Here is a 25,120-nt window from a genome sequence, read left to right as displayed (position 1 = left end):
CCGAAAGTCGGCGACGAACCTCGGCTGGCGGGCCGAAAGTCGCGTCACCTCTGACCGCCCGCAGGTATCGGGGCATATCGGCCGAAATATAGCCTCAGGGACATGGCCGGACACATCCACCGTCGAGGCAGACGACGCGCCCTCGCGCTGTTCCTCCTCGCACCCCTCGTCGGCGAGTTCTTGCTCGGCAACACGCCGCTCACCAACCCGCTCGCGCTGCTGCTGTTCGCCCCCATGTACGGCGGCGGCGCGCTGCTCATTCGCGAGGCGGCCCGCCGTGCTCGGCGGGGGTGGCCGACGATGATCGTGCTCGCTGCGGCGTACGCCCTCCTGGAGGAGGGGCCCGTCGACATGATGCTGTTCAATCGTGGTTACGGCGGCTTCGACCTCGGCGCGGCCTATGCGGGCACCATGCTGCCGGGACTGGGCACGAGCCTGCAGATGCTGCAGGACGTGCTGACGATGCACACGGTGTGGAGCATCTGCGTTCCCATCGCCCTCGTCGAAGCCTTCGACGCCGCGTCCGAGCCCCGCCCGTGGCTGAGCCGCCGGGGGACGGCCCTTGTCGCCACGATCTTCGTGCTGGGCACCGCGCTGCTGTGCGCCTTCCAGGTCGCGGGCACCGGGTTCGTCGCCTCGCCCGCCCAACTGGCCTGGTCGTCCGCGGTGATCGTCGCCCTCGGCGTCGGTGCGTTCTTCGTGGGCCGGTCCCCTGCCCCAGTGCGCGGCGCACGCGCGCCCCGCCCGCGCACCGTGGCCCTGGCCGCGTTCATGGTGACCAGCCTGTACTGGGCCCGCGACCTCTTGCCCGAACGCTTCCCGGGGTGGCTGCTGTGCGTGGCGTGGTTCGTGCTGGTCGGTGTGTGCGCGGCGGGGTACGCGCATTGGGCGCGCGGCCGCCATTGGAGCCCCCTCCACCGGCTGGCCCTCGCCGGTGGCGCTCTGCTCACGTACGTATGGGCCGGTTTTGTGCACGGCCTCAGCATGGGGACGCCACTTCCGGTCGCCGGGGCCGGCAGTGTCCTGCTCGGCGCGGGGGCCGTGTGGCTGCTGCGGAGGGCCTGGCGGGCAGCGGCAGGTGCCGGGGTCAGTGGTGGGGCAGAGCCCGGGCGAGGGAGGTGAGGGCCTTCAGGGCGTCGGGGCCCGCGGGGGCGAGGACGACGCTGGTGGCACCTGCCGTGTGGCGGGCGTGGATGGCCTGACGGGCTTGGTCGGGGGTGCCGGTGATGCTCAGCTGCCGGACCCAGGCATCGGGCAGGGTGGCGGCGAAGTGTCCGGCGTCGGCGCAGGCGGCGCGGTGTTCGCGCAGTTCGTCGGCGAAGGGCAGGGGCGCGATGTGGGCGGCCCAGTCCGGTTCGCCGATGTCCTTCAGGGCGCCGCGGGCGCGGGCGAGGGCGGCGCTCTCGTCGTCGTCGACGGCTGCCGCGTCGTAGGTGACGATGTACGGCTCGCGCGTGCGTGAAGTGCGGTCCGGGGCGATGGTGTGCAGGTGGTGGAGGGAGGCGGTGATGTAGACGGGGGCGGCGGGTTCGGCCAGCAGGAGCCCGTCGGCGACCTCCCCCGCGATGGCCTGCGACTTCGGGCCGCGCACACCCAGGACGACCTGCGGCACGATGTCGGGGATCTCGGTGAGGACGACGCCTTCGCTTTGCACGTAGCGGCCGTTGGCGGGGCCGGGCTCGCCGCGCAGGAGCAGTCGCAGCCCGGTGGTGTACTCCTTGATCAGGGTGAGGGGGCTGGCGGGCCAGGCCCCTGCCTGTCGCATCCAGACGGGCATGCCGTGGCCGATGCCCGCGATGAGGCGGCCGGGGAACAACTGGGCGAGGGTGGCCAGTTCCATCGCGGCGAAGGCGACGTTGCGGGCACCGGCGGGCATGATCCCGATGCCGACGGTGAGGCGCTCGGTGACGGCCAGCACGGCGGCCGCCTGGGCGATGCCTCCGCGCCAGCCGAGATCCTCGACCACCCACACCTGGTCGAAGCCCAGTTCCTCGGCGCGCCGCGCGTAGGGCAGCACCTCGTGCGCGGGCAGGTCGCGGGGGAGCATGACCCCGACGCGGCCGCCGTCCGGGGCGGGGCTGGTCTCGGGGATGGTCGGCATCGAGGACTCCTTGTGCGGATCGGCGGATCGGTGGATCGGCGGGGCGTACGCGTCGACGGGGACGGGGCCCGGCCGGTGTGGTGCGGGACAGGGGCCTGCGCAGTGCGAGGGTCAGGGTCCGCACCGCGCAGGCGGTCAGTGGTCGCTGCGCGCAGGCTGGGACGGCCGGCCGCTTGCCACAGGCTCCGTGGCGTGGCTTGCTCCGGTGCGCAGGATCCCGGCGGCGGCCGCGGTGGCCGCGCACAGCAGTGTCAGCAGGACGAAGGTGTGGTTGAGGGCGACGAGGTGGGTCGACCAGCCGATGACGGCGGGGCCGGCGAGCATGCCGACGTAGCCGAGTCCGGCGACGCGGGAGACGTTGGCGCCGGCCGCCGCCGGGTCGGCGTGTCCGGCCGCGCTGAACAGTTGCGGGACACAGCCCGACAGGCCGAGCCCGAACAGTGCCCAGCCGGTGAACGCCGCCCACATCCACGGGCCCAGCGCCACGAGCGTGATGCCGACGGCGGCCATGGCCGCGCCCTGGCGCAGGATCGCCATCGATCCGAACCGGACCACCAGCCGGTCGGCGAGCAGCCGGCCGATCGTCATGGCCGCGGCGAAGGTGCCGTAGGCGAACGCGGCCGTACCGGCGGGCGCGTCCAGGACGTCCTTGAGGTGCAGGGCGCTCCAGTCGTTGGCGGCGCCCTCGCACAGCATGACCATCAGCGCCAGCACGGCCAGCAGCCAGACCCGCCTGTTCGTGCCGCGCGGCTCGGCCGCGTCCGACTCCACGGTCTTCCGTACGGGGTTCTCGTCGCCGTCGGTGCTGTCGACGGCGGGGGTGGCGGGCAACAGGGCGCGCGCTGCCGCGAGAGCGGTCATGATGCTCATCGCCCCCATGGCGGCCATGGACGCGGCCGGGTGCAGACCCGCGCTCGCCGCGCCCGCCCCGATCAGCGAGGCCAGGACCCCGCCGACGGAGAACGTGGCATGGAACCCCGACATCACCGGCCGCCCGTAGGCCTTCTCCACGTGCACGGCGTGGGCGTTCATGCTCACGTCCAGGCAGCCGTTGCAGAAGCCGAAGACCAGCAGCGCCCCGCCCAGTACCCAGGGATCGCGGGCGAGACCGGGCAGGGCCAGGGCCGCGGCGCACAGGACACCGCTGGCCGGGACCACGATCCGCGAACCCAGGCGGTCCGTCAGCGGACCGGCGACCTGCATGCCGGCGAAAGCCCCGAGCCCGAGCAGCACCAGCAGTCCGCCGAGGGTGGCGTGGCTGATGCCCACGCGGTCCTCGATCGCGGGGATGTGCACCACCCAGGCGCCCATCAAGGTGCCGCAGAGGACGAAGTAGACGTAGGTCGCCACGCGGGCGGCTCGGAGCGAACGTTCCATGCCGCTCACCGTAACGAACATCAGTCGTGTTTGAAAGCAGCCTTAGCGAACATCTTGGTTGTTTGTTTCGGTGTGGTGTTGAATCGCGGTATGAGCAACGCAGACCGGCACGGGCTGATCGCGAAGGCCGTCAGGGACTCCGGCGGGGCCAGCGTCCAGGAGCTGGCCGAATTGACCGGTGCCTCCGAGATGACCATCCGGCGCGACCTCGACATCCTCGCCGCCCAGGGCGTCCTCGAGCGCGTCCGCGGCGGCGCCCGCACCCTGCTGCTGCGCGGCGAGGAGCCCCCCTTCGCCCTGCGCGCCCACGAGGCCGTCGACGCCAAGCAGCGCATCGCCGCCAAGATCAGCACACTCGTCGCCGACGGGGAGAGCATCCTGCTCGACAGCGGCACCACCTGCCTGGAGGTCGCCCGCCTGCTGCGCGGGCGGCACGTCACGGTCATGCCCCTGTCCCTGCAGGCCATCCACGTGCTCAGCGAGACGCCCGGACCGGCCACGCTCGTCGTGCCCGGCGGCCAGCCCCGCGCCGCCGAGGGCGCCCTCACCGGCCCGCTCACCCTCGCCTCCCTGGCCGCGCTGCGTTTCGACACCGCGATCATCGGCTGCTGCGGCCTCACCGCCACCGACGGCGTGACCGCCTACGACCTCGACGACGCCGCCGTCAAGAAGGCCGCCATCGCCTCCGCCCGCCGCGTCATCGTCGCCGCCGACGCCGGCAAGCTCGGCCACACCGCCTACGCCCACGTGGCGCCCCCCGCACTCCTGCACACCCTCGTCACCGACGCCGCCACGCCCACCGACGAGATCACCGCACTGCAGGACGCCGGCGTCACCGTCACCACCGTCTGACCCGCGGCCCCGCGCCGGGCGCTTCGGCTCACGACCTCGGCTGTGAACGCTCAGACTCCGTCGCGGGGCCGGGCCGGTCACTGGGCCGTTCCGGCCGCCCAGTTCACTCCCCCGGTCCCCGCATGCCCGCAAGCCCGCACAGATCCGACATCGCGGAGGCGGCGTTCAGCCGTTGATGGCAGCGACGACCTTGTCGTAGTCGCCGCGCGCCTCGGCGTAGCGCTGGAACTTCACGCGTTCGACCTGGATCTCCTTGGCGTCGGGCTCGGCCTCGATCAGCCCCATCACCTCCGTGATGTACTCGTCGAGGGGCATCGCCTGCTCGTTGTCCTCGTGCCCGGGGAGCAGCGCGGTGCGGACCGCCGGCGGCACCAGCTCTACGACCTTCACCGAGGTGCCGTCCAGTTGCAGCCGGATGGACTCGCTGAGCATGTGGATCGCGGCCTTCGTGGCGTTGTAGCTCGGCGTGATCTTGAGCGGTGCGAAGGCGAGGCCCGAGGAGACGGTCATGATCGTGGCCTCCGGCCGTGTCTGGAGGTGCTCGACGAACGCGGCGATGAGCCGGATCGGGCCGAGCACGTTCGTGACCACCGTGGCCTCGGCGGTGGCGAGGAACGACGCCGGGTCGCGCCAGTCCTCGGCGTGCATGACGCCGGCCATCGTGACCAGGACGTTGAGGTCCGGGTGGTCGGCGAGGACCTGCTTCGCGGCGGAGGCGATGCTCGCCGCGTCCGTGGTGTCGATCCGTACGGTGTGGATGCCGGGGTGCTCGGCCGCGATCCGTTCCAGCAGCTCGGCGCGCCGCCCGCCGACGATCACGGTGTTGCCCGCGTCGTGCAGCCGCACGGCGAGGGCGAGGCCGATGCCGCTGGTGGAACCGGGAATGAAGATGGTGTTTCCGGAGATGTTCATGGGCCCATCGTCACCGGCCCTCCGCCACGGGTGCAGAGATCGCTTATCGGGGGATCGGCAATCCCTGGTTCCCCCACCTGCGGCGGGAGACAATCGCCGGCATGGACCGTGCAGCACTGGCCGACTTCCTGCGCCGCCGCCGCGAGGCGCTCCAGCCCGAGGACATCGGGCTGCCCGCCGGTGCGCGTCGGCGCGCCCGGGGTCTGCGGCGTGAGGAGGTCGCCTCCCTCGCCGTGATGTCGACCGACTACTACACGCGACTTGAGCAGCAGCGTGGGCCGCAGCCGAGCGAGCACATGCTGGCCTCGATCGCGCGGGCGCTGCGGTTGACGGACGACGAGCGCACCTACCTGTACCGGATCGCCGGACACAACGCGCCGGTGTCGCTGTCGGCCTCGCCGCATGTCGCCCCCGCGCTGCTGCGGGTCCTCGACCGTCTCGACGACACCCCGGCGCTCGTCCTGAGCGACCTGGGCGAGACGCTGGTGCAGAACAGGATGGCCGCCGCCCTGTTCGGGGACGCATCGCACCGCACCGGGCTCGCTCGCAGCGCGGTCTACCGATGGTTCACCGACCCCACTGAACGGCTCGTCTACCCCGAGTCCGACCGCGACCGGCAGAGCCGCGCCCAAGTCGCGAACCTCCGCGCCGCCCACGGGCTGCGCGGCCCGCGCTCGCGGGCGGGCGACCTCGTGCGGGCCTTGCGTAAGGCGAGCGAGGAGTTCGCCGAACTGTGGGAGCAGCACGAGGTGGCGCAGCGCTTCGAGGACCACAAGACGCTCCTCCACCCCGAACTGGGCGCACTTGAGCTGGACTGCCAGGCGCTGTTCACCGAGGACCAGTCCCAGACGCTGCTCGTGCTCACCGCTTCCCCGCGCACCGAGAGCCACGAGAAGCTGCAACTGCTCGCCGTGCTGGGCCTGGACCGCTTCGCCGAAGCGGAACGGTAGACATCACCGCAGCGGTCGGTCGAGGCACAGGTCCGGCCCGCCTCCAGATGTTCTGTGGAGCCCGCGGAGAGCGCGGTCTGCCTCATGGACGGCGACCGCGAGCCGCACCGCGTTCCCGGATCTCGGCCGCAGCGGCCTCGACGATGCACAGACGGGTCGCCGCCCCCTTGCCGAGCTGATCCCCTGCCCGGCGACCGGTGGTGCGACCGAGCGGGCGCGTGTGTCACCGCGTAAGAGCAAGACGCGGCAGCGCGGCGGACGTTGGCGGAAGTGAGCATCTTTGAGCAGCCCGAAACGGCAGGTCGAGCGGGCGGCCTCCGCACAATGGAACGACGAGGTCCGGTGACGGCCAGGCGGTCCTGACGGCCGGGCGCTCGCGGGCACTGCCACGCCGTTCGCCGTGGCACGTTTCTCGTCGGCCCGACAACCGCTCCGTCGAAGGTGTTCCATGCGCATTCTGTTCTCGGGTACTCCGGCCTACGGCCATCTGCTGCCGCTGCTGCCCCTGGAGAGGGCCGCCCGCCGGGCCGGTCACACCACCGCGTTCCTCACGCACCCGTCCCTCGCGTCCGTGGTGGCGCCCGCCCCCGTCATCGCGGCGGGCGCCCCACTGGACGTCACGCTGGCCGAGTTCCAGAAGCGGACCGGGAAGGACGCCACCGCCGACATGTCCCCGGCGACAGCGGGCGAGTTCTTCGGTGGAACCCGCTTCGACCTCGGTGCCGACCAAGCCCTCGCGGCAGCCCACGCCTTCGCTCCCAACCTGGTGGTCGCGGAAACCGCGGACTTCCTCGGCCCGCTGGTCGCCGCGGAGCTGCGGGTGAGGTGGGCTTCCCACGGTGTGGGCATCGCGCTGGAGGCGCCCTTGGCCGAGGCGATGTGGTCGACGGCCGAGGCGCGCGCCGCCGCGCGGAACATCGTCCTGACGCGGCCCTTCGCGTCGATCGACCCCTGGCCCGCCTGTCTGCAACGCGATGACTGGGAGCCGCCCGCGGACCGTGTCACGATCCGGCCCGAGGCGTACGGGTCCGAGACGGGATCGGAGTGGCGGCAGCCGTCCTTCCCGGGCCGCGAGCATCTGCCCCGGGTCCTGGTGACGCTGGGCACGCTCGTCGACGACTCCGACGCTCTCGTGAAGATCGTCGCGTCGCTCGCCGGCCAGGAGGTGAACGTGGTGGTCGCCCTTCCGCCGTCGGCCGAGGGGAAGACGCTGCCCGTGGAGGGCGCCGGCGTCCATGTGACCGGCTTCGTGCCCATGGGTCTTCTGCTCCAGGGCGTGGACGCGGTCGTCTCCTCCGGCGGCGCCGGCACGGTGCTGTCCGTTCTCGGCGCCGGGCTGCCGATGGTGATCTGGCCCATGGGCCTCGACAAGCCCCTGAACGCGGAGCGGACCGCCGCCCTCGGCGCCGCGGAGGTCATCGGCGCGGCGGACGAAACCGATGCGGCCGTGGCGCGAGTCCTTGACCAGCCGTCCTACCGGACCGCCGCCCAGGTGGCGGCGGGACACATCGCCGCCATGAACCCGGCCGAGGACGTCCTCACCCTGCTGACCGGACGACAGGCCCGCTGACCCGTCCGCCGAGCGGGCAGGACACCCCCTCCCCCATGGCCGACCGACCATGGCCGACCGACGCAAGGACGCACCGTGTACTACGCAGTGAGGCAGCACGTCTTCGGGCCCCCGGAGACGCTGGTGTACGAAGAGATCGATCCGCCCTCGCCCGGACCCGGCGAGGTCCGTCTCGCCGTGACAGCGGCAGGTGTGCACCTCATGGACACCGTGCTGCGCGCGGGGAGGGACATGGGGATGGCCTTGCCCCGCCTTCCGATGACGCCGGGCCGGGAGGCCGCCGGTGTCGTGGACGCCGTTGGCGCCGGGGTCGACGAGGGCTGGCTCGGCGTCCGGGTGGTGGCCTACCTGGGGCACGAGCGCAGTGGCGGCTACGCGACGCATGCCGTGGCTTCCGCGGACGCCCTGCACCGTGTCCCGGCCGGTGTCGACGACGCCACCGCGGTCACCATGATCGGAACGGGGCGCACCGTGGTCGGCGTACTCGAACAGGTGGCGTTGTCGGCCGAGGACGTCGTCGTGGTGACCGCCGCGGCCGGCGGGATGGGAACGCTGCTCGTGCAGGCGGCGCGGCATGCGGGCGCCAGGGTGATCGGCCTGGCCGGTGGTCGGCCCAAGACGCAGGCGGTGCTGGAGGAGGGCGCCGACGGTGCCGTGGACTACACCCTGGCCGGCTGGGAGCGACGCCTTATCGAGGTGCTCGGGGGCGGACGGGCCACCGTCGTCTTCGACGGCGTGGGCGGCAGCCTCGGCCGGGGCGCCGCCGAGTCGCTGGGGCCAGGGGGCAGGCACGTGTACTTCGGCTGGGCGTCCGACGAGGGGCACTTCACCACGTTCACCGAGGCGGAGCTGGACACGTACGGCATCACGTCGCGCATGGTGGTGGGGCCCTCCCTCTTCGCCCTGCCCGGTGGCGTCCGCCGGCTGGAGGAGACCGCCCTCGCCCGTGCGGCCGAGGGCATGTTCCGTCCCCTCGTGCAGTTCTTCCCCCTTTCCCGCGCCGCCGAGGCCCATCTGGCGCTGGAGAGCCGGGCCACCATGGGCAAGGTGGTGCTGCGACCGGAGGCCGACAGCCGTCCGTGACCCGCGCTCATCACCCGCGCGTATCAGGGGGCGAGCAGCGGCTGCCCCGTCCGCTCGTGCTGCCACAGCGTCTCCTCGATGCGTGCGGTCGCTGTCGTCAGGTGCCGTCGATAGGTGCTGTACGGCATGTTCAACCGCCGCGCCGCCGCCTCCTGGGTCGGCGCCCCCTCCAGGAAGGCGAGGGTGGCGACCTGGTGCGCCTTGTCGCCGCCGCGCCCGGTGACCAGGCCGGCGACGGCGTTGGACAGCACCTCCCGCAGCGTCATGCCGTGGTCGACGACGACGTGGCTACGGCTGAGCGGGTTCGCTTCAAGGGCCCGCGGTCGCCGCAGGTCGCGCAAGGCCGAGCGGACGGCGGCGGCGAACTCCGGCCGGGTCATCACCGTCGGGGACGGCGCGGGACCAGAGGGCCGGTTCGTGGCGTCGGGGCGTGTGGCGTCGGATCCGAAGTCGTCGTCCGCGCCGGTCAGGAGCGTCCGCTGCTTCTCGGCCAGCCAGTCCCTGGGCGCTATCTCGCGCCAGTCGTGAGCGAAGATCCGGTAGGCGTGTCCACCGACCATGACAGGCCGGTCCAGGGGCGCCATGTCGCAGAAGCTCATGTGGGCGTCCCAGAACCCGTCGTCGCGCAGCACGATGAACGACCATGCCAGGCCGGAGTCCCGGAGGAGTTCACCCAGCATGCGCCAGAGCATCAGGTCCATGACCGGCGAGGGCCGCTGGTAGTGGCGCGGGTACACGTGGAAGCGACCGAGGACCATGTGTTGGCCAGGTGCGAGCGGGCCGTGCGCGCTCACGTGCTCCCACGCCGCCGCGGCGACCGGATCGTCCTCGCGACCCTGGAAGGGGTCCGGACGCAACCAGGCAGAGAAGGCCGCCGCGCTCGTCGCACCGCGCAAACGCTGCACGCGGAAGTCCTGCGGCCGGTTCCTGAGCCAGTAGCGGACCGGACCGACCGCGTCGGGGCCTTCGGCCCGTTCGGCGAGCGCGAGGACATCAGCCTCGTCCGAGGGATCGTACGGATGGTCCTCGACCAGCCCCGGGGTGTACCACGCATGGCTCTGTGCCATATGGCCCGCGCCCCGGTAGAGGAACTGCAGGGAGCCCACGTCGTGGAGGAGCCTGCCGGGTGAGGCGGCGCCGATGCGTTCCAGCAGGTGGCGGTGGAGGCGTCGGTAGAGCTGGTCGAACCGCTCGGGGTCGCGCCACCTCAGGTCGGCCGCGAGCGCCTCCCGGACGACGTCGTGCGGGAAGACGCCCTCGGAGCACTGGTCGACGAAGGGTTGTTCGCGCACCCACGCGAAGAGTTCCGGCGCCTCGTCACCGACCACGGCGCGCAGCAGTTCCTCGGTGGTCACATGCGCCTGTGCGCAGACTTCCAGGGCGAGCCGGTGCCGGGGCCCGGGCAACTCCCCCAGAACGCCGCGGAGCAGCGGCGCGACGACCTCGGGGGCGGGGTCCCACCGCTGGGAGGCGGGCAGGTCGTGCCCGGCGGACGCGTGAGCGGCCAGCACCAGGGCGAGTGGATGACCGGAGGCGAACGCGAGCAGCGGACCGCGCCGCGCGGGATCGACCCCGCGCCTGTCCAGGAAGGTCTCCGCCTCGTCCGCGCTGAGGTCGCCGAGGGCGATCACCCTGAGGACGTCCGCCCAGCCCGGGTCCGCCGACCACCTCGCGTCCGGCGCATGCCGCCCCGCCACGACGACCAGGAGGTCGGCGGGCAGCCCCGGCAGGAACTCGTCGCGCAGCCAGGTCTCCAGGCTCTGGCAGTACTCGAAGGTGTCGATGAGCAGCAGCGCCCGCGGGGTCCGCACGGCCGTCTCGGCGGCCTTCTCGAACGCCTCGGGAGCGGCCGGCACCATCCGTCCGTCGATGTGGACGACCGTACGGCCGACAGCGGCGGCCTCCTTGGCGTACTGCCGCATGAGCGCCGACTTGCCGATGCCGCCGGGACCGTGCACGTACAGCACGGACGGTGCGTCGGGTCCGCCCGCGAGCGCGTCACGCAGCAGACGCAACTCGGCTTCCCTGCCGACGAACACGCGGTCCCTCGCCCCCTCGATCCGGTCGGCGATACTGCCCCGCGGCGCTCCCATCACATGCCCCTCACACCTGGCGGACACCGCCGCCCCACTCGCTGCGTCCCCTCGGACGAACTGTGATCCGGGAAAGGGTAACCAGGCCCGTTGCGCCGCGACGCGGAGGGACAGTCCTGTTCAACTCGTTACGGGCCACATCCGGAACACGGAACACCGGCACCGCCTGCTGCGTTGGCCGTCATTGTCGATCTACGAGGAGGAACTGTCATGCCTGCGATTCTTCGGCCCCGCGCGCTGCGCCCCGGTGACCTGGTGGTCGTCACGGCGCCCTCGGGTCAGCTCGCGGCGGGTGAGGAACCCCTGCTGGCCCGCGGGGTGGCGATGCTGGAGCGGATGGGCTTCCGGGTACGGGTCAGCCCGATGGTCGACCCGGCACGGAACCGCTGGTGGGCATCGGGCACACCGGCGGAGCAGGCCGAGGAGCTCAATGGACTCCTCCGGGATCCGGAGGTGCGGGCCGTCGTCGCACACACCGGCGGGCAGGCGACCATCGGCTACCTCGACCTGATCGATCTGGACGCGATCCGGGCCGACCCGAAACCGATCATCGGCTACAGCGACATCTCGTTGCTGCACATGGCGTTGCACGCCAGGACCGGTCTCGTCGGCCTCCACGCCGACATCGCCACCCACGGATTCGGCGGCGACTGGTACACGCTGGGCGACGAGGCCCGCCGCGCCGAACTCGTCGACCTCTACACCCGCGTGCTGACCAAAGCCGAGGCGCCGGGCGAGCTGCCGGCGAGGGAAGTGTGGGAGACCTGGCGACCGGGCAGCGCGCGGGGACCGCTGTTCGGCGGTCTGCTGAACCGCCTGATCCTGTTGCAGGCGACACCGTTCGCACCCGCCCCCGAACAGTTCGACGGCGCCGTGCTGTTCTGGGAGGAGCTGCAACGGCCGGTCTCGCGGATCTGGAACGACCTGCAAACTCTGCGGCTGTCCGGCGTGCTGGACCGGATCGCGGGCATGGTGGTCGGCATCCCGACCGACGTCACGCCCCACGAGGGCGACGGGGACCGCGCGGATCTACGGGACGTGGTGCTCGACGTCCTGGGGCAGCGAGACATCCCGGTCCTCGCCCAGGTCGACTTCGGCCACACCTCGCCGAACCTGCCGCTGCCCCTCGGTGTCCGCGCACACGTGGACGCGGACAACCGGACGCTGTCCCTGCTCGAACCGGCGGTCGCGGAAGGGTAAGTAGCAGCGCGAGGGTCATGCCCGCGCTTCAGGCGGAGGCGCGCTTGCCCAGCTCGACGGCGTTACCGAAGGAGCGGGCGCTCATGGCCATGGCCGGCACGTTCTCCATCATCAGGCGCATGCGGTGCGGCGCGTCGTGGAACTTGGGGTCGAGCTGGAACTCGGCGGCCAGGGAGAACCAGGTCACCGGGGTGACACCGGCCTGGACCATGCGCTGCACCGCCGCGTTGTGGGCCTCCAGCGAGGGGCTGGCCGAGGCGTCGACCACCACGTGCACGCGGTAGCCCTCGCGCAGGCCGCCCAGCGCGGTCTGCAACACGCACCCGTCGGTCGCGATGCCGCCGATCACCAGGTTCTGCCGACCCTCCGCCCGGACCGCCCCGGCGAACGACTCGTCCAGGAAGGAGTTGAAGTCCACCGTCCGCTCGATGACCGGCTGGTCACCGAGGACCTCCAGCAGCTCCGGGTACAGCGGGCCGGACGGCTTGCTCGACTGACCGTTGGTCACCACCAGGCCGCTCTCGTACCACTTGGCGGTCTTCGCGAGGCCCACGACGTTGTTCATGTGCTCCGCGAGGTCGTGGGAGCGCAGGAGGTTCGCGAAACCGACGGCGTAGTCGACGAGGACGACGGTGGTGTTGGCCGGGGTGAGGGGTTCGGGTGCCATGGCTGGTTCTCCTCTGCAGTGGGGCGGCGGTAATGGTCCGGCCGTCGCCGGGCGAGCGGGGATTTTTAGTATCCGCTTGGTCATCAGACCGTAGCGAGCCCAGGACTTAATGTCCAGGTGGTTACTTGCAATGGCCCGCCTTAGCTGCCCGCCTTACCGCCGCAACGGCCTGAGCTAAGTAACCGTGCGTATACTTACGGGATGGAGACGCCATCACCCACACCGGCCAAGAAGCGCAGGCGGGACCCCGAAGCGAGCAGAGCCGCGATTCTCGAGGCCGCCCGGGCCGCCTTCGCCGAGCGCGGCTACGCCAAGACGACCATCCGCGACGTCGCGCGCCGGGCCGGAGTGACCCACGGTCTCGTGCTGCGGCACTTCACGTCCAAGGAGCAGTTGTTCCTTGCCGCGGTTCCCAGTCCCCGCACGCTCATGGCGGAGGTGGCCGGTGATCCCAAGACCTTGCCGGTGCGCATCGCACGGTCCTACGTCCGGCGCATGGCGGAGAGCGGAGGCAGCGACCCGTTCGTGGCCATGCTGCGTGCGGTGGCCTCGGAGGAGGAGAGCGCCAAGCGGTTGTTCACCGCGATGCAGCAGGAGAGCCTGGACATGTACCGGGAGGTGATTCCGGGCCCGGAGTTGGAGGAGCGTGTGGCGTCCGTGGGTGCCTATCTGATCGGGGTGACGTTCTCCCGGTACATCTTCGGAAGCGGGCCGCTCGCCGAGATGTCGGACGAACAGCTCGTCCGACATCTCGTGCCCAACTTGCGCACTATCCTGCTGACTTGACGGTGCGGTACCTCAGTGACCGGAAGACGGATGAAGGGCGTGAATGGCCTCGCTGACCGCCCGCACCGCATGGTCGACCCCTTGCTCGATGAGCGCGGGCGAGAGCTCTTCGGATTCGTAGATCAGCTCTGTGGCACCACGTCGGCTGCCGCAGAAGTCGATGATGCCGTGCTCGATCTGCGTCCTGAGTGCCTTCTCGTAGCCGTGACGCTCGTACGCGTCGGGGTCGCCGCCGGCGATGGCTACGAGGTGCGTGGTGAGGTTCTGCAGTCTCGGCCGCAAGCCCGATCCGGGGAGCTGGTCGAAGGCCCAGCCGTTGACGAAGACACGGTCGATCCACCCCTTCAGCAGTGCGGGCATCGACCACCAGTACACGGGGAAGACCAGTACGAGATCGGTGGCCCGGTCAAGGCGGCGCTGCTCTGCCACGACGTCGGGGGGAAGGTTGCCGCCCTCTTGGTACGCCCGACGATCCGCCGGAGTGAACCGGGGGTCGAAGTTCTCCCGGGCCAGATCGGCGACCTCGACCGAGCCCGGAGCAAGTGCCTTCTCAAGTCTGCCCACTACGAAGTGGGTCAAGGACTGAGGGTCCGGGTTGGCGGCGACCAGCAAGGTGTGCATCGATGCTCCAATTACGTGTTCCGCTGTACTGCTTCAGAGGCCAGCAGGTTCGGGACGGTGTACCGCCGGTGGCACTCATTGCCGCCGCCAAGCTCCCGCTGCCACGGACCGCAGCACGTAGTCCTCGAAGGTCCGCGGTGCGCGTCCCAGCACGGTGGCGACGTCGTCCGACGTCGAGGCGAGCGCGCCGCGCTCCAGCAGCACGAACATCTCGGCGAGGACGTGCGCCTCGTGCTCGCTCCAGCCTTCCTGGACCAGTGCCGCGGTGTACTCGGCCGGGGAGATCTGCCGGTAGGCGATGGGCAGCCCGGACGCCCGGGAGATCAGCTCGGCGGCCTCCGCCCAGGTCAGCGCGTGCGGACCGGTCAGCTCGTAGATCCGGCCGGCGTGGCGGCCGGGCTCGGTCAGCACCGCGGCCGCGACGTCGGCGACGTCCTCGAGGTCGATGAACGGCTCGGGCACCGTGCCCGCCGGAAGAGCCAGCTCACCGGCGGCCAGCGGGCCGTGGAAGGGCGGCCCGTCGAAGTTCTGGGCGAAGTTCGCGGGGCGCAGAACGGTCCAGTCCAGCGCCGAACCGCGTACGGCTTCCTCGGCCGAGCGCATGTCGAGGCCGAACTCGGAGTCGCCCCAGTCGTCGGCGCCATGGCCGGAGAGCAGGACCAGGTGCCGCACACCGGCGACCTCGGCCCGCGCGACGAAATCGTGCACGGGGCCGGGGACGGTGGGGGGAACCACGTAGACAGTGGTGACGTTCCGCAGAACCTGGTCCCAGTCGGCGGGGCGGAACCAGTCGAACGCAGTCTGGCTGGAACGGGAGGCGGTGCGCAGGTGCGTGCCGCGCAGCCGCAGCCGAGCGGCAACCCGTCGACCGGTGTTGCCCGTAGCGCCGAGGACCAGAGTGATGTCGTTGCTCATGACGGCCATTCAACGGCTCCCGTTCGGACGGATCCATAGGTGATCAGCCGATACACCTGGTTGATCGTCCAGATTGTTTAGTCTTGCAGGATGGACGCTTTTGGTGACCTCTTGCGCGGGGTGCGGGCCCAGGGCTCGTTGTTCGGCAGTTCGACCCTGACCCCGCCCTGGGCGCTGCATTTCGTGGACGGTGCACCGCTGACGCTGTGCACCGTCCTCTCCGGAGGCGGCTGGATCGTGCCGGAGCACCGCCCGCCCGAGCCTCTGCGCGTCGGCGAGACGTTGATCGTGCGGGGCCCGGCGCCGTTCCTGTTCGTCGACGAGGTCGGCACCCGGGCGGAGCCGGTCGCGTGCGGCGCGTTCTGCTCGACGCCCGAGCAGGGCGGGACCCGGCACCGGCTCGGCTGGTACGACCCCCACGACGAAGCCGACGGAGGCGACGGCGCGACGACGCTGGTCGTCGGCGCCTATCCGGTGCGCGGCGAGATCAGCCGCAGGCTGCTTGACGCGCTGCCCGTCGTCCTGCGCGTGGGGTCCGACGGCGAGCCCGACCCCGTGTGGGAGCATCTGGCCGCCGAGGTCGCCACCGACACGCCGGGCCAGCAGGTGGTCCTCGACCGGCTCCTCGACTGGATGCTGGTGTGCGCGCTGCGCGAGTACCTCGACCGGCCCGACAGCGATCCTCCGGGCTGGTACTCCGCCGGGCGGGACCCGGTGGTCGGCGGCGCGCTGCGGCTGCTGCACGGCGAGCCGGCGGCGCCGTGGACGGTCGCCTCACTGGCCGAGCGCACCGGGGTGTCGCGGTCCACGCTGGCCAAGCGGTTCACCGATCTGGTCGGTGAGCCGCCACTGACCTATCTCGCGCACTGGCGCATGACGCTCGCGGCGGACCTGCTCACCGAGCGCGAAACGGCGACAGTGGCGGAGGTGGCCCGCGCAGTGGGCTACTCCGACGCGTTCGCGTTCAGCGCGGCCTTCAAACGGGTCCGCGGAGTCAGCCCCAGCGCGTACCGCGCCGCCGCGACAGCCCCGGCCACACAAGCGCCCCTGGTCCGGGCCGGCTCACCCGGCTGAGCCCGGGCGTCGACGCGGTCCGTGCGGGAGAGCTTCCACAGTTCAGCGCGGCGGGCCGAGGATGACACCGCCGTAGAGTTCCGATGCCTCGGACAGCAGGGACTTGGGTATCTCGAAGCCGTCGGGGCGCGGGGTGGTGACATCGCGTCCGGCGTGGCGGAACATGCCCTCGATGCCGCCGGGCGTGGCGATCATCAGCAGGTCGGCGCGCTCGGAGGTGATGCGGTAGGCGTGCGGGACGTTGCGCGGCAGGTAGACGATCCCGCCCTCGCGCAGTTCGTGTTCCTCGTCCCCGCACCACACCAGCGCCGTGCCCTTGATCAGCATGAACACCTCGTCCTCACGGTGTGCAGGTGCAGCGGTGGGGCTTCGCCCTTGGCGACGTCGAAGCGGCCCACGGTCAGTTGGCCGTCGGTGGCTTCCGCGTCGAGCAACACGGAGAACGTTCCGCCGTCCAGCCATTCGAGCTTCTGCTGGTCCTCGGGCTGCGCGAGATAGGACAGGGTCATCGCCGGACCTCCAAGATGATTCCGGCCTCCGGGCCGGTGCTTCGGCCCGCAGGCGGCGAGGAGATCATCGTCACGCGAGCGACAAAGCGGATGAAGGCCCACTTCAACCAGGGACAAGTTGTCCGCGGACGAAACCAGAGCACTGGCGAACGCTGGAGCATTGGAACGTCTAGGGGCTGAGGTCCCGGGCTCGTCGCACGAACGTCTCGTGCAGTTCGCAGGCCGCCTGTGACACGGACTCCGCCCGCCGGCGTTGCAGCATCAGGAGCACCCGGGCGGAGTCGTCGGTCAGGGGGCGGCACACGATCTGGCCACTGCGTTCGAGCGGGTCGCCGAGCACGCTGAAGTCGGGCAGCACTGTCACCCCGAGTCCTTCCGCGACCATCAACTTGCCCATCTCCGCGCCGTCCGTCGAGTACGAGAACGCCGGAGTGCGGCCCGCCAAGAGGCGATGCACGTAGCGGTGCATGACGTAGCCGGTGCGCATCGCGATCAGCGGTTCGGTCAGGAGGTCGTCCGCGGAGACCTCGCTGAGGGCCGCCAGTGGACTGTCCGGCCGTACGCACACCACCGGCCGCCCGCGCAGGAGTTCGGTGGCCTCGAAGCCGACGGGCGGGTCGTCACCGTCGAGATGATTGACCAGGCCCAGATCGAAGCCGCCCTCGGCGAGACCGCGTTGGATCTCCGTCTGCCGGGCCCCGACCACTTCGACCTGGGTCAGCGGATGCGTGGCCCGAAAGTCCCGCAGGACGGGGATGAGCAGCGGGACCGTCGCCGCGTTCACCGTGCCGACGCGCACCATCCGGCTCAGGCGGTGCTGCTCCCCCGCCGCCGCCCGCAGCCTGTCCACCGCTTCGAGCACGCTGACGATGTGCGGCATCAGCTCTTGCCCCACCGTGCTCATCGTCGCCCCGGTGCGTTTGCGCTCCAGCAGGTCGACACCGAGTTCCCGCTCCAGGTTCCGCACCGTCTCGCTCAGCGCGGGTTGCGAAAGGCGTAGTTCGTCGGCCGCCCGGCGCAGCGAGCCGAGCCGGGTGACGGCCGTGATGTATTCGAGCTGCTCGGTCCGCATCCCGGAAGAATGCGTCGGATTCGAGGGGTGTTCAAGGCTTTCCCTGTCACACCTTCGTGAAATCCAATGGTCCGCGATACGAGAACGGTCGGGTTTCCCTTGACCGTTCTCGGCGGCTACTGCCACCATCGACGGCATGAAGAAGCGACTGGACCTCACGCGGCGACGCCACGTCGACCTCGCACGTGTCTCCAGCGCCTCCTGTTGCGCCGCGGCCTGACCACTCCGCCGCAGATCACGCCTTTCACCGCCTGAACCGGGCCCTGCCCGCGCGCCCTCGCGGCGTTGCCGCGGGCGTCACCGCGCCCGTTCACGGCTCATTCGTTTTCACGTGCATCACCCGCACGAATTCGGCGTGCCCAAAAACAATCCCGCACCAGGAGTTCCGCGATGTCCGCAGCGCCCGTGAAATTCGCCTACTGGGTCCCCAACGTCAGTGGTGGACTCGTCACCAGCACCATCGAACAACGCACCGACTGGGGGTACGAATACAACCGCGAACTCGCCGTCCTCGCCGAGAACAACGGTTTCGAGTACGCGCTCAGCCAGGTCCGCTACATGGCCAGCTACGGCGCCGAGTTCCAGCACGAGTCGACCAGCTTCAGCCTCGCGCTGCTGCTCGCCACCGAGCGCCTGAAGGTCATCGCCGCCGTCCACCCCGGCCTGTGGCACCCCGGGGTCCTCGCCAAGCTCGGTGCCACCGCCGACCACCTGTCGAACGGCCGCTTCGCCGTGAACGTCGTCTCCGGCTGGTTCAAGGGGGAGTTCACCGCGCTCGGCGAACCCTGGCTGGAGCACGACGAACGCTACCGCCGCTCCGAGGAGTTCATCCGGGCCCTGCGTCAGATCTGGACCGAGGACCACACCGAACTCGCCGGTGACTTCTACCGGTTGCGTGACTTCTCCCTCAAGCCCAAGCCGCTCAACAGCCCCGAGCGACCGCACCCGGAGATCTTCCAGGGCGGCAACTCCACGGCCGCCCGCGCCATGGCGGGCCGGGTCTCCGACTGGTACTTCTCCAACGGCAAGGACTACGACGGGGTGATCGAGCAGATCGACGACGTCCGCAGGTCCGCCGCCGAGGCGGGACGTACGCCGCCGAAGTTCGGTCTGAACGGCTTCCTCATCGCCCGTGACACCGAGGCCGAGGCCCGTGACACCCTCCGCGAGATCGTCGCCAAGGCCGACACGGCGGCCGTCGAGGGCTTCGGCGCCGCCGTGAAGCAGGCCGGCCGGTCCACCTCCGACGGCAAGGGCATGTGGCAGGACTCCAGCTTCGAGGACCTGGTGCAGTACAACGACGGCTTCCGCACCGGGCTGATCGGCACCCCGGAACAGATCGCGGAACGCATCGTCGCCTACAAGCGGCTCGGCGTCGACCTTCTCCTGCTCGGGTTCCTGCACTACCACGAGGAGGTCGAGTACTTCGGCAAGCACGTACTCCCCCTCGTGCGTGAGCGGGAGGCCCAACTGCCGCAGGAGGAAGCGGAATCCGCACTCGCCTGACGCGCCGCCCCACGACGCACCGCACCACATCGCACCGCATGAGCAACCCCATGAGCACCGCGCAGGACGTCACCCCCATGAGCACCCCGAAAGAGGTAGCCCGATGAGCACCGCCGCCCCCACCGACTGGCACACCCGTCCCACCCCCGCGACCGCCGAGGAGTGGATCGCCCGCGCCGCCGAGGTGTCCGCCGTCCTCGCCACCGACGCCGCCGCCCGCGACCGGGCCGGTGCCACTCCTCACGCGGAGATCCGGCTCCTCAAGGACTCCGGCCTGGTCACCCTGCTCGGCCCGGTCGAACACGGCGGCGCCGGTCAGAACTGGATCACCGCCTACCGGGTGGTCCGCGAGGTCGCCAAGGCCGACGGCTCCATCGGCCAGCTCCTCGGCTACCACTACCTGTGGAACTGGGCCGCCCGTCTCGTCGGCACCCGCGAGCAGTGGGAGCATGTCGAGGCGGAGGCCGCCCGCAACCAGTGGTTCTTCGGTGGCGCCGTCAACCCGCGCGACCAGGACGTGGTCGTCACCGAGGACGGCGACGACCTGGTCTTCACCGGCCGCAAGACCTTCTCCACCGGCAGCAAGGTCTCCGACGTCACTGTCCTCGAAGGCGTCTTCGAAGGCACCGACCAGCACGTCTTCGCGATCGTCCCGTCCGACAGCCCGGGCCTGACCTTCCACGACGACTGGGACAACATCGGCCAGCGGCTCACCGAGAGCGGCGGCGTCACCCTCGACGGCGTCCGCACCCCGTGGTCCTCGGCGGCCGGATACGTCGACAAGAAGTTCAAGCCGCGCGTCTACAACACCCTCAACGTCCCCACCATCCAGCTCGTGTTCGTGAACTTCTACCTCGGTGTCGCGGCGGGCGCCCTGGAGACCGCCGCCACCTACACGCGCACCAAGTCCCGTTCCTGGCTGCACGGCGGGTACGAGCGCGCGGTCGACGAGCCGTACGTCATCGACATCTACGGTGACCTCACCGCCAAGCTGTGGGCGGTGGAGGCCCTCGCGGACGCGGTCGCCGCCGAAGGCCAGCGGCTGCACGACGACCCGGACGCCGTCACCCCCGAGGCCCGCGGCGCCTTCGAGGTCCGGGTCGCGGCGGTCAAGGCCCGCGCCACCGATGTCGCCCTGGAGATCGGCAACAAGATCTTCGAGGTCACCGGCGCCCGTGCCACCGCCACCGCCGAGGGCCTGGACCGCTTCTGGCGCAACGTGCGCACCCACACCCTGCACGACCCCGTCGCCTACAAGCGGCGCGAGGTCGGCCGCTGGGTCCTGGAGGGCGAGCTGCCCGAGCCCACCTGGTACTCCTGACCGTTCCCTTCCGGGCGCCCGTCCCGCACGGGCGCCCGGGCTCCCAGAAAGAGGCAGCCCTCATGGCCACCGTCCTTTCCGTCTCCGGCAGCCCCTCCCCCGTCTCCCGCACCGGCCGTCTGCTGCGCCATCTGGACCGGCAGCTGGCCGCCCAGGGGCACGAGGTCATCCCCCTCGACGTGCGCGCCGTCCCCGCCGAGGCGCTGCTCGGCGCCGATCCGCGCCACCCCGCGATCGTGGAGGTCGGCGAACTGCTGGCCCGCGCCGACGGTCTCGTCGTCGCCACGCCGGTCTACAAGGCTTCGTACTCCGGTGTCCTCAAGGCGCTGCTCGACCTGCTCCCGCAGTACGCGCTCGCCGGCAAGACGATCCTGCCGCTCGCCACCGGCGGCAGCGTCGCCCATGTCCTCGCCATCGACTACGCGCTGCGGCCGGTCCTGTCCTCGATGGGCGCCGCCCACATCGTGCAGGGCTGGTTCACCCTCGACAAGGACATCGCGGTGCGCGAGGACGGCACGCTCGCCCTCGCCCCGGCCGTCGCCGAGGCCCTGCTGCCGATCGTCGACCAGTTCTCGGCCGCGCTCGGGCACCGGCCCGTCCTCGCCGCGGCGGGCTGACTCCGATGAGCGCGCACATCATCACCGACGACGCCGAGGCCCTCGCCGTCGCCACGGCGCTTGCCGACGAGTTCCGCGCCGGGGCCGCGCAACGGGACAGGGACCGCAGGCTCCCCACCAGCGAGCTGGACCGGATGTCGGCATCCGGCCTGCTCGGCGTGAGCGTCCCCGCGCGGCACGGCGGCGCCGACGTCAGTGCGCTGACGCTGGCGGAGATCTTCCGGCTGCTCGGTTCGGCCGACAGCAGCCTCGCGCAGATCCCGCAGAGCCATTTCGTGTACGCCAATGTCATCCGCCGCCAGGGCACGGAGGAGCAGCAGAAGTTCTTCTTCGCCGAACTGCTTGCCGGGCGCCGCTTCGGCAACGCCCAGTCCGAGGCGGGCACCCGGCACGTGCAGGACATCCGCACCCGTCTGACGCCGCGCCCCGACGGCTCGTACCTGCTCAGCGGCGTCAAGCACTACTGCACCGGCGCACTGTTCGCCCACTGGATCCCCGTCCTCGCCCTGGCCGAGGACGACCGCCCGCATGTCGCCTACGTCCCCCGGGACGCCGACGGTCTGACGGTGACCGACGACTGGGACGGCATGGGCCAGCGGACGACCGCGAGCGGCACCGTACGCCTGGACGGCGTCGTCGTCCCCGCCGACCGGGTCCTGCCCCACCACCTGACGTTCCAGGGACCGCAACTGCACGGTGCGGTGGCCCAACTGCTGCACGCCGCCATCGACGTGGGGATCGCCGGTGGCGCGCTGGCCGAGGCGGCGGAGTTCGTGCGGACCAAGAGCCGGCCCTGGTTCGAGAGCGGGCTCGACAGCGCCGCCGAGGACCCGCTGCTGATCCAGCGGTTCGGTGAGCTCGCCGTGCAGGAGCGTGCCGCGGTGGCGCTGTTGCGTGAAGCCGCGCGGGCGGTCGACGCGGCTCGTGACCACCTCACCGACGAGTCGGCCGCCGAGGCGTCCATCGCGGTGGCCGCGGCGAAGGTACGGGCGGCCGAGGCCGCCGTGTCCGTCGCGGGCGCACTGTTCGAGGTCTCCGGCACCCGGTCGGCGCTCGACTCCCTGAACCTGCACCGGCATTGGCGGGACGCCCGTACCCACACTCTGCACGACCCGACCCGCTGGAAGATCCAGCACATCGGCCGGTACGTGCTCAACGGCACCCTGCCACCCCGTCACGGCCTGCTCTGACGGCCTTCGCGATCGGAGAACGAACGTGTCCCTCACCTTCCACTGGTTCCTGCCCACCAACGGCGACAGCCGCCATGTCGTCGGCGGCGGCCACGGCACCCCCGCGACGGCCTCGGGCCGGGACCGGCCGCCCACGGTCGCCTACCTGAGCCAGATCGCCAAGGCGGCCGAGGACCTCGGCTTCGTGGGGGCGCTCACCCCCACCGGCGCCTGGTGCGAGGACGCCTGGCTGACGACCGCGATGGTCAGCCAGAACACCGAGCGGCTGAAGTTCCTGGTGGCGTTCCGGCCGGGCTTCGTCTCGCCCACGCTCGCCGCGCAGATGGCGTCCACGTTCCAGCGGCAGAGCGGCGGACGGCTGCTGCTCAACGTGGTGACGGGCGGCGAGAGCCACGAACAGCGCGCCTACGGAGACTTCCTCGACAAGGACGCCCGCTACCGCCGCACCGGTGAGTTCCTGGAGATCGTACGGGCGCTGTGGGAGGGGAAGAGCGTCGACTTCCGGGGTGAGCACCTTCAGGTCGAGGCCGCCAAGCTGGCCCGGGTGCCGGACCCCGTCCCCGAGGTGTATTTCGGGGGCTCCTCGCCGATCGCCGGTGAGGTCGCGGCCCAGTACGTCGACACGTATCTCACCTGGGGCGAACCGCCGGCCCAGGTCGCGGAGAAGATCGCGTGGATCAGGGGCCTGGCCGCGGGAACCGGACGGACCCTGCGGTTCGGGATCCGGCTGCACGTCATCACCCGGGACACCTCCGAGGAAGCGTGGGCCGAGGCACGGCGGCTCCTCGCCGGGTTCGATCCGGAGACGGTCAAGTCCGTCCAGGAGGGACTCGCGCGGAGCGAGTCCGAGGGACAACGGCGCATGCTGGCCCTGCACGCGGGCCGACGGGACGCACTGGAGATCCACCCCAATCTGTGGGCGGGGATCGGGCTCGTCCGTGGCGGCGCGGGCACGGCCCTGGTCGGCTCCCACGAGGAGGTCGCGGACCGGATCAAGGAGTACGCGGCTCTGGGCATCGAGGAGTTCGTCCTGTCCGGCTACCCGCATCTGGAGGAGGCGTACTGGTTCGGCGAGGGGGTGCTGCCTCGGCTCGCGCAGGACGGACTGTGGCGCCACCCGGCCGGGGCAGCTGCGGCCCCGGAGGGTCTGGTGCCGTTCGCGTCATAGCCACAGGACGCACCGGTGGAGCGCCGTCGGGTCACTTGGATTCGAGGCGCCCCAGCGGGTGATCGGCCGTGAGGACGGTCCGGGCGTGGTGCCAGTCGGTGTGGTCGACTCCGGTGACGTGTCGCAGGTAGGCGAGGGTGACCTGCTGGACGAGGGCGACACGGCCGGGGTTCTCGTCGGTGGTCTCCGCCACGTGGTAGCCGGAGATGCCGCCGAGGAAGTGCTCGCCGCCCCGGACGGTCAGGAGGCTCTTGTCGCCTCGGCTGAGGGTGTAGGGGTCGGCCGTCCAGGCCGGGCCCCGGGTGGAGAGCGGGAGGTCGTCCTTGTCCCCGGCGACGACGAGACCGGGGGCGGTGATGTGGGAGAAGTCCTGGTCCCGCAGCCAGGGAAGGTGGTGGTGGGCGAAGGGGGTCAGTTCGTCGCCGCCCTTGCCGGCGGTGGCGAGCTGGATGCTGGCCATGACCCGGGCGTCGGACAGGTCCTCGGCGGCACCGGTCTGCGGGTCCCTCACGCGCAGGCCCACCAGGATGCCGGCGGTCTGCCCGCCGAAGGAGTGCCCGGCCGCGACGATACGGCTGTGATCCATGCGACCCGACAGGCCCGGCACGGCCGCCTCCAGGAAAGTGAGCTCGTCGAGGATGCGCCGCATGTCCTGTACGCGATGGCGCCACATCTGGGGCCGACGAGGGTCGTCGGCCGGGAGGGCGAGCCGCTTGGAGTCCAGATGGGTGGCCTGCACCACGACGAAGCCGCCGGCTGCCCAGTGATCGACCAGCGGGGCGTAGCCGTCCAGGTCCGAACCGAAGCCATGGGCGAAGAGCACGACGGGCAGGCTGGTGCCGGTGGTGGGAGCGGTGACGCGGACGTGCAGGTCGGCACCGCGCTGCGGTGCGTGCAGTACGAGGGGCTTGACGGACACGGTCGCGGTGGGAGTGGGGCCGGAGAGACCGGTCGTGGGGTACGTGGACATGTCTGTGTCTGCCTTTCACCAGGGCACGGGGAGGGGGGCGCGCCACGGCTTCGAAGCGGAGCGGGATTCAGCAGCTCTTCGCGGGCCGGTGGGCGCGTGAGCTACCGTAAAACTTGACGTTGGCGTGAAGGGCAAGTGCGCGTGGCGCACAGTCCGACCAGGGAGCGAGGCGGGCATGCGGATCGGTGAACTCGCGCGCCGTACGGGTGTCACGCCGCGGGCCCTGCGCTACTACGAGGAGCAGAACCTGCTCACCGCCGAGCGCAGCGGCAGCGGCCAGCGTCACTACCCGGAGGACGCCGTCGAACGGATCCGCCTCATCCGCCGGCTCTACGCCGCCGGCCTGAGCAGCAAGACCATCGCCGAGCTGACACCCCGCGTCGTCGACGGCAGAGCCACCCCTGAACTCCTCCAGCGCTTGGCCGCCGAACGCGACGACCTCGACCGGCGCATCGCGGACCTCGCGCTCGCCCGGGAAAGGCTCGACTCGGTCATCACCGGTGCCTCGTCCAACCTGCGCACCGGCGCTCCCTGCCCGCGCGGCACCGACGCATAGGCCGACGGCC

Annotated in this window: 26 protein-coding genes; 15 read left to right on the top strand and 11 right to left on the bottom strand. The window is 71.2% G+C overall.

Features of this window, described 5'->3' with window-relative positions; all coding sequences use genetic code 11:
• Nucleotides 1-102: 102 nt before the first annotated feature.
• Nucleotides 103-1,122 carry a hypothetical protein gene (locus ABZ877_RS07735; protein WP_361066044.1) on the top strand — a complete coding sequence of 340 codons (1,020 nt, stop codon included), beginning with the start codon at nt 103-105 and terminating at the stop codon, nt 1,120-1,122.
• Here the strand turns inward: ABZ877_RS07735 and ABZ877_RS07730 are convergent.
• Both ABZ877_RS07730 and ABZ877_RS07725 read right to left on the bottom strand, forming a co-directional pair.
• Nucleotides 1,088-2,101 carry an LLM class flavin-dependent oxidoreductase gene (locus tag ABZ877_RS07730; protein ID WP_361066041.1) on the bottom strand — a complete coding sequence of 338 codons (1,014 nt, stop codon included), beginning with the start codon at nt 2,099-2,101 and terminating at the stop codon, nt 1,088-1,090. The two genes, ABZ877_RS07735 and ABZ877_RS07730, sit on opposite strands and share 35 nt — an antisense overlap.
• A gap of 135 nt (nt 2,102-2,236) precedes the next feature.
• Complete coding sequence (locus ABZ877_RS07725) at nt 2,237-3,478, bottom strand: MFS transporter (RefSeq protein ID WP_361066038.1); 1,242 nt, start codon at nt 3,476-3,478, stop codon at nt 2,237-2,239.
• 90 nt (nt 3,479-3,568) lie between these two features.
• On the opposite strand from ABZ877_RS07725, the gene ABZ877_RS07720 reads away from it, so the two are divergent.
• The gene (locus ABZ877_RS07720) at nt 3,569-4,330 is read left to right on the top strand and encodes a DeoR/GlpR family DNA-binding transcription regulator (RefSeq protein ID WP_361066035.1); all 762 of its coding nucleotides are present in this window, start codon (nt 3,569-3,571) and stop codon (nt 4,328-4,330) included.
• Nucleotides 4,331-4,495: 165 nt separating this feature from the next.
• Here ABZ877_RS07720 and ABZ877_RS07715 read toward each other — a convergent pair whose 3' ends face one another.
• Complete coding sequence (locus tag ABZ877_RS07715) at nt 4,496-5,242, bottom strand: SDR family NAD(P)-dependent oxidoreductase (protein ID WP_361066031.1); 747 nt, start codon at nt 5,240-5,242, stop codon at nt 4,496-4,498.
• Nucleotides 5,243-5,343: 101 nt separating this feature from the next.
• Between ABZ877_RS07715 and ABZ877_RS07710 the strand changes: the two genes are divergently transcribed.
• The 3 genes from ABZ877_RS07710 (at nt 5,344) to ABZ877_RS07700 (ending at nt 8,845) form a co-directional block, all read left to right on the top strand.
• Nucleotides 5,344-6,192, top strand: a complete 849-nt coding sequence (locus ABZ877_RS07710) for a helix-turn-helix transcriptional regulator (RefSeq protein WP_361066027.1) — start codon at nt 5,344-5,346, stop codon at nt 6,190-6,192.
• Between the two features lie 448 nt (nt 6,193-6,640).
• Nucleotides 6,641-7,762, top strand: coding sequence for a glycosyltransferase (locus ABZ877_RS07705; protein ID WP_361066024.1), 1,122 nt, complete (start codon nt 6,641-6,643; stop codon nt 7,760-7,762).
• A 75-nt stretch (nt 7,763-7,837) separates the two neighbouring features.
• On the top strand, nt 7,838-8,845 hold the full coding sequence (locus ABZ877_RS07700; protein WP_361066021.1) for a zinc-binding dehydrogenase: 1,008 nt from the start codon (nt 7,838-7,840) through the stop codon (nt 8,843-8,845).
• A 23-nt stretch (nt 8,846-8,868) separates the two neighbouring features.
• On the opposite strand, the gene ABZ877_RS07695 is transcribed toward ABZ877_RS07700, so the two are convergent.
• Nucleotides 8,869-10,938 carry an ATP-binding protein gene (locus ABZ877_RS07695; protein WP_361066018.1) on the bottom strand — a complete coding sequence of 690 codons (2,070 nt, stop codon included), beginning with the start codon at nt 10,936-10,938 and terminating at the stop codon, nt 8,869-8,871.
• A 210-nt stretch (nt 10,939-11,148) separates the two neighbouring features.
• Here ABZ877_RS07695 and ABZ877_RS07690 point away from each other — a divergent pair, with 210 nt between their 5' ends.
• Nucleotides 11,149-12,138, top strand: a complete 990-nt coding sequence (locus ABZ877_RS07690) for a S66 peptidase family protein (protein WP_361066015.1) — start codon at nt 11,149-11,151, stop codon at nt 12,136-12,138.
• A 28-nt stretch (nt 12,139-12,166) separates the two neighbouring features.
• Here ABZ877_RS07690 and ABZ877_RS07685 read toward each other — a convergent pair whose 3' ends face one another.
• Nucleotides 12,167-12,805 carry an isochorismatase family protein gene (locus tag ABZ877_RS07685; RefSeq protein WP_361066012.1) on the bottom strand — a complete coding sequence of 213 codons (639 nt, stop codon included), beginning with the start codon at nt 12,803-12,805 and terminating at the stop codon, nt 12,167-12,169.
• A gap of 201 nt (nt 12,806-13,006) precedes the next feature.
• On the opposite strand from ABZ877_RS07685, the gene ABZ877_RS07680 reads away from it, so the two are divergent.
• Nucleotides 13,007-13,591, top strand: coding sequence for a TetR family transcriptional regulator (locus ABZ877_RS07680; protein ID WP_361066009.1), 585 nt, complete (start codon nt 13,007-13,009; stop codon nt 13,589-13,591).
• Nucleotides 13,592-13,603: 12 nt separating this feature from the next.
• Here ABZ877_RS07680 and ABZ877_RS07675 read toward each other — a convergent pair whose 3' ends face one another.
• Both ABZ877_RS07675 and ABZ877_RS07670 read right to left on the bottom strand, forming a co-directional pair.
• A complete protein-coding gene (locus ABZ877_RS07675) occupies nt 13,604-14,212 on the bottom strand; it encodes an NAD(P)H-dependent oxidoreductase (protein WP_361066006.1) in 609 nt (202 codons plus the stop codon).
• 75 nt (nt 14,213-14,287) lie between these two features.
• On the bottom strand, nt 14,288-15,127 hold the full coding sequence (locus tag ABZ877_RS07670) for an NAD(P)H-binding protein (protein WP_361066003.1): 840 nt from the start codon (nt 15,125-15,127) through the stop codon (nt 14,288-14,290).
• A 90-nt stretch (nt 15,128-15,217) separates the two neighbouring features.
• On the opposite strand from ABZ877_RS07670, the gene ABZ877_RS07665 reads away from it, so the two are divergent.
• On the top strand, nt 15,218-16,201 hold the full coding sequence (locus ABZ877_RS07665) for an AraC family transcriptional regulator (protein ID WP_361066000.1): 984 nt from the start codon (nt 15,218-15,220) through the stop codon (nt 16,199-16,201).
• A 42-nt stretch (nt 16,202-16,243) separates the two neighbouring features.
• Here ABZ877_RS07665 and ABZ877_RS07660 read toward each other — a convergent pair whose 3' ends face one another.
• The 3 genes from ABZ877_RS07660 to ABZ877_RS07650 form a co-directional block, all read right to left on the bottom strand.
• A complete protein-coding gene (locus ABZ877_RS07660; protein WP_361065997.1) occupies nt 16,244-16,528 on the bottom strand; it encodes a cupin domain-containing protein in 285 nt (94 codons plus the stop codon).
• Complete coding sequence (locus ABZ877_RS07655) at nt 16,522-16,710, bottom strand: hypothetical protein (protein WP_361065994.1); 189 nt, start codon at nt 16,708-16,710, stop codon at nt 16,522-16,524. Before ABZ877_RS07655 ends, ABZ877_RS07660 begins: the two co-directional genes overlap by 7 nt.
• Nucleotides 16,711-16,879: 169 nt before the next feature.
• Nucleotides 16,880-17,782: a LysR family transcriptional regulator gene (locus ABZ877_RS07650; protein ID WP_361065990.1), complete on the bottom strand. Its 903-nt coding sequence runs from the start codon at nt 17,780-17,782 to the stop codon at nt 16,880-16,882.
• Nucleotides 17,783-17,918: 136 nt separating this feature from the next.
• On the opposite strand from ABZ877_RS07650, the gene ABZ877_RS07645 reads away from it, so the two are divergent.
• The 6 genes from ABZ877_RS07645 to ABZ877_RS07620 all read left to right on the top strand — a co-directional run bounded on the left by ABZ877_RS07645 (nt 17,919) and on the right by ABZ877_RS07620 (nt 23,584).
• Entirely contained in the window at nt 17,919-18,002 is an 84-nt protein-coding gene (locus ABZ877_RS07645) for a putative leader peptide (protein ID WP_361066375.1), read from the top strand.
• A gap of 170 nt (nt 18,003-18,172) precedes the next feature.
• The gene (gene sfnG / locus ABZ877_RS07640) at nt 18,173-19,288 is read left to right on the top strand and encodes a dimethylsulfone monooxygenase SfnG (RefSeq protein ID WP_361065987.1); all 1,116 of its coding nucleotides are present in this window, start codon (nt 18,173-18,175) and stop codon (nt 19,286-19,288) included.
• Nucleotides 19,289-19,391: 103 nt separating this feature from the next.
• A complete protein-coding gene (locus ABZ877_RS07635; protein ID WP_361065984.1) occupies nt 19,392-20,609 on the top strand; it encodes an acyl-CoA dehydrogenase family protein in 1,218 nt (405 codons plus the stop codon).
• A 62-nt stretch (nt 20,610-20,671) separates the two neighbouring features.
• A complete protein-coding gene (gene ssuE, locus ABZ877_RS07630) occupies nt 20,672-21,226 on the top strand; it encodes an NADPH-dependent FMN reductase (protein WP_361065981.1) in 555 nt (184 codons plus the stop codon).
• 5 nt (nt 21,227-21,231) lie between these two features.
• Nucleotides 21,232-22,416, top strand: a complete 1,185-nt coding sequence (locus tag ABZ877_RS07625) for an SfnB family sulfur acquisition oxidoreductase (protein WP_361065978.1) — start codon at nt 21,232-21,234, stop codon at nt 22,414-22,416.
• Nucleotides 22,417-22,441: 25 nt separating this feature from the next.
• Entirely contained in the window at nt 22,442-23,584 is a 1,143-nt protein-coding gene (locus ABZ877_RS07620; RefSeq protein ID WP_361065975.1) for an LLM class flavin-dependent oxidoreductase, read from the top strand.
• A 31-nt stretch (nt 23,585-23,615) separates the two neighbouring features.
• Here the strand turns inward: ABZ877_RS07620 and ABZ877_RS07615 are convergent, their stop codons facing one another.
• Nucleotides 23,616-24,554 carry a chlorophyllase gene (locus tag ABZ877_RS07615; protein ID WP_361065972.1) on the bottom strand — a complete coding sequence of 313 codons (939 nt, stop codon included), beginning with the start codon at nt 24,552-24,554 and terminating at the stop codon, nt 23,616-23,618.
• A 175-nt stretch (nt 24,555-24,729) separates the two neighbouring features.
• On the opposite strand from ABZ877_RS07615, the gene ABZ877_RS07610 reads away from it, so the two are divergent.
• On the top strand, nt 24,730-25,110 hold the full coding sequence (locus tag ABZ877_RS07610; RefSeq protein WP_361065969.1) for a MerR family transcriptional regulator: 381 nt from the start codon (nt 24,730-24,732) through the stop codon (nt 25,108-25,110).
• The last annotated feature ends 10 nt before the right edge of the window (nt 25,111-25,120 follow it).

This window comes from Streptomyces sp. NPDC046939, assembly GCF_040644575.1.
GTDB lineage: Bacteria > Actinomycetota > Actinomycetes > Streptomycetales > Streptomycetaceae > Streptomyces.
Note: the sequence above shows the minus strand (reverse complement) of the source record. Positions and strands in the feature narration are given on the sequence as shown.

Bases quoted from the DNA above. Each gene is read 5' to 3' on its own strand.
- sfnG (WP_361065987.1), top strand. From the start codon at position 18,173: ATGTCCGCAGCGCCCGTGAAATTCGCCTACTGGGTCCCCAACGTCAGT.
- ABZ877_RS07730 (WP_361066041.1), bottom strand. From the start codon at position 2,101: ATGCCGACCATCCCCGAGACCAGCCCCGCCCCGGACGGCGGCCGCGTC.
- ABZ877_RS07695 (WP_361066018.1), bottom strand. From the start codon at position 10,938: ATGGGAGCGCCGCGGGGCAGTATCGCCGACCGGATCGAGGGGGCGAGG.
- ABZ877_RS07615 (WP_361065972.1), bottom strand. From the start codon at position 24,554: ATGTCCACGTACCCCACGACCGGTCTCTCCGGCCCCACTCCCACCGCG.
- ssuE (WP_361065981.1), top strand. From the start codon at position 20,672: ATGGCCACCGTCCTTTCCGTCTCCGGCAGCCCCTCCCCCGTCTCCCGC.
- ABZ877_RS07670 (WP_361066003.1), bottom strand. From the start codon at position 15,127: ATGAGCAACGACATCACTCTGGTCCTCGGCGCTACGGGCAACACCGGT.
- ABZ877_RS07610 (WP_361065969.1), top strand. From the start codon at position 24,730: ATGCGGATCGGTGAACTCGCGCGCCGTACGGGTGTCACGCCGCGGGCC.
- ABZ877_RS07690 (WP_361066015.1), top strand. From the start codon at position 11,149: ATGCCTGCGATTCTTCGGCCCCGCGCGCTGCGCCCCGGTGACCTGGTG.
- ABZ877_RS07655 (WP_361065994.1), bottom strand. From the start codon at position 16,710: ATGACCCTGTCCTATCTCGCGCAGCCCGAGGACCAGCAGAAGCTCGAA.
- ABZ877_RS07665 (WP_361066000.1), top strand. From the start codon at position 15,218: ATGGACGCTTTTGGTGACCTCTTGCGCGGGGTGCGGGCCCAGGGCTCG.
- ABZ877_RS07625 (WP_361065978.1), top strand. From the start codon at position 21,232: ATGAGCGCGCACATCATCACCGACGACGCCGAGGCCCTCGCCGTCGCC.
- ABZ877_RS07660 (WP_361065997.1), bottom strand. From the start codon at position 16,528: ATGCTGATCAAGGGCACGGCGCTGGTGTGGTGCGGGGACGAGGAACAC.
- ABZ877_RS07680 (WP_361066009.1), top strand. From the start codon at position 13,007: ATGGAGACGCCATCACCCACACCGGCCAAGAAGCGCAGGCGGGACCCC.
- ABZ877_RS07675 (WP_361066006.1), bottom strand. From the start codon at position 14,212: ATGCACACCTTGCTGGTCGCCGCCAACCCGGACCCTCAGTCCTTGACC.
- ABZ877_RS07725 (WP_361066038.1), bottom strand. From the start codon at position 3,478: ATGGAACGTTCGCTCCGAGCCGCCCGCGTGGCGACCTACGTCTACTTC.
- ABZ877_RS07710 (WP_361066027.1), top strand. From the start codon at position 5,344: ATGGACCGTGCAGCACTGGCCGACTTCCTGCGCCGCCGCCGCGAGGCG.
- ABZ877_RS07650 (WP_361065990.1), bottom strand. From the start codon at position 17,782: ATGCGGACCGAGCAGCTCGAATACATCACGGCCGTCACCCGGCTCGGC.
- ABZ877_RS07720 (WP_361066035.1), top strand. From the start codon at position 3,569: ATGAGCAACGCAGACCGGCACGGGCTGATCGCGAAGGCCGTCAGGGAC.
- ABZ877_RS07705 (WP_361066024.1), top strand. From the start codon at position 6,641: ATGCGCATTCTGTTCTCGGGTACTCCGGCCTACGGCCATCTGCTGCCG.
- ABZ877_RS07735 (WP_361066044.1), top strand. From the start codon at position 103: ATGGCCGGACACATCCACCGTCGAGGCAGACGACGCGCCCTCGCGCTG.
- ABZ877_RS07685 (WP_361066012.1), bottom strand. From the start codon at position 12,805: ATGGCACCCGAACCCCTCACCCCGGCCAACACCACCGTCGTCCTCGTC.
- ABZ877_RS07635 (WP_361065984.1), top strand. From the start codon at position 19,392: ATGAGCACCGCCGCCCCCACCGACTGGCACACCCGTCCCACCCCCGCG.
- ABZ877_RS07715 (WP_361066031.1), bottom strand. From the start codon at position 5,242: ATGAACATCTCCGGAAACACCATCTTCATTCCCGGTTCCACCAGCGGC.
- ABZ877_RS07645 (WP_361066375.1), top strand. From the start codon at position 17,919: ATGAAGAAGCGACTGGACCTCACGCGGCGACGCCACGTCGACCTCGCA.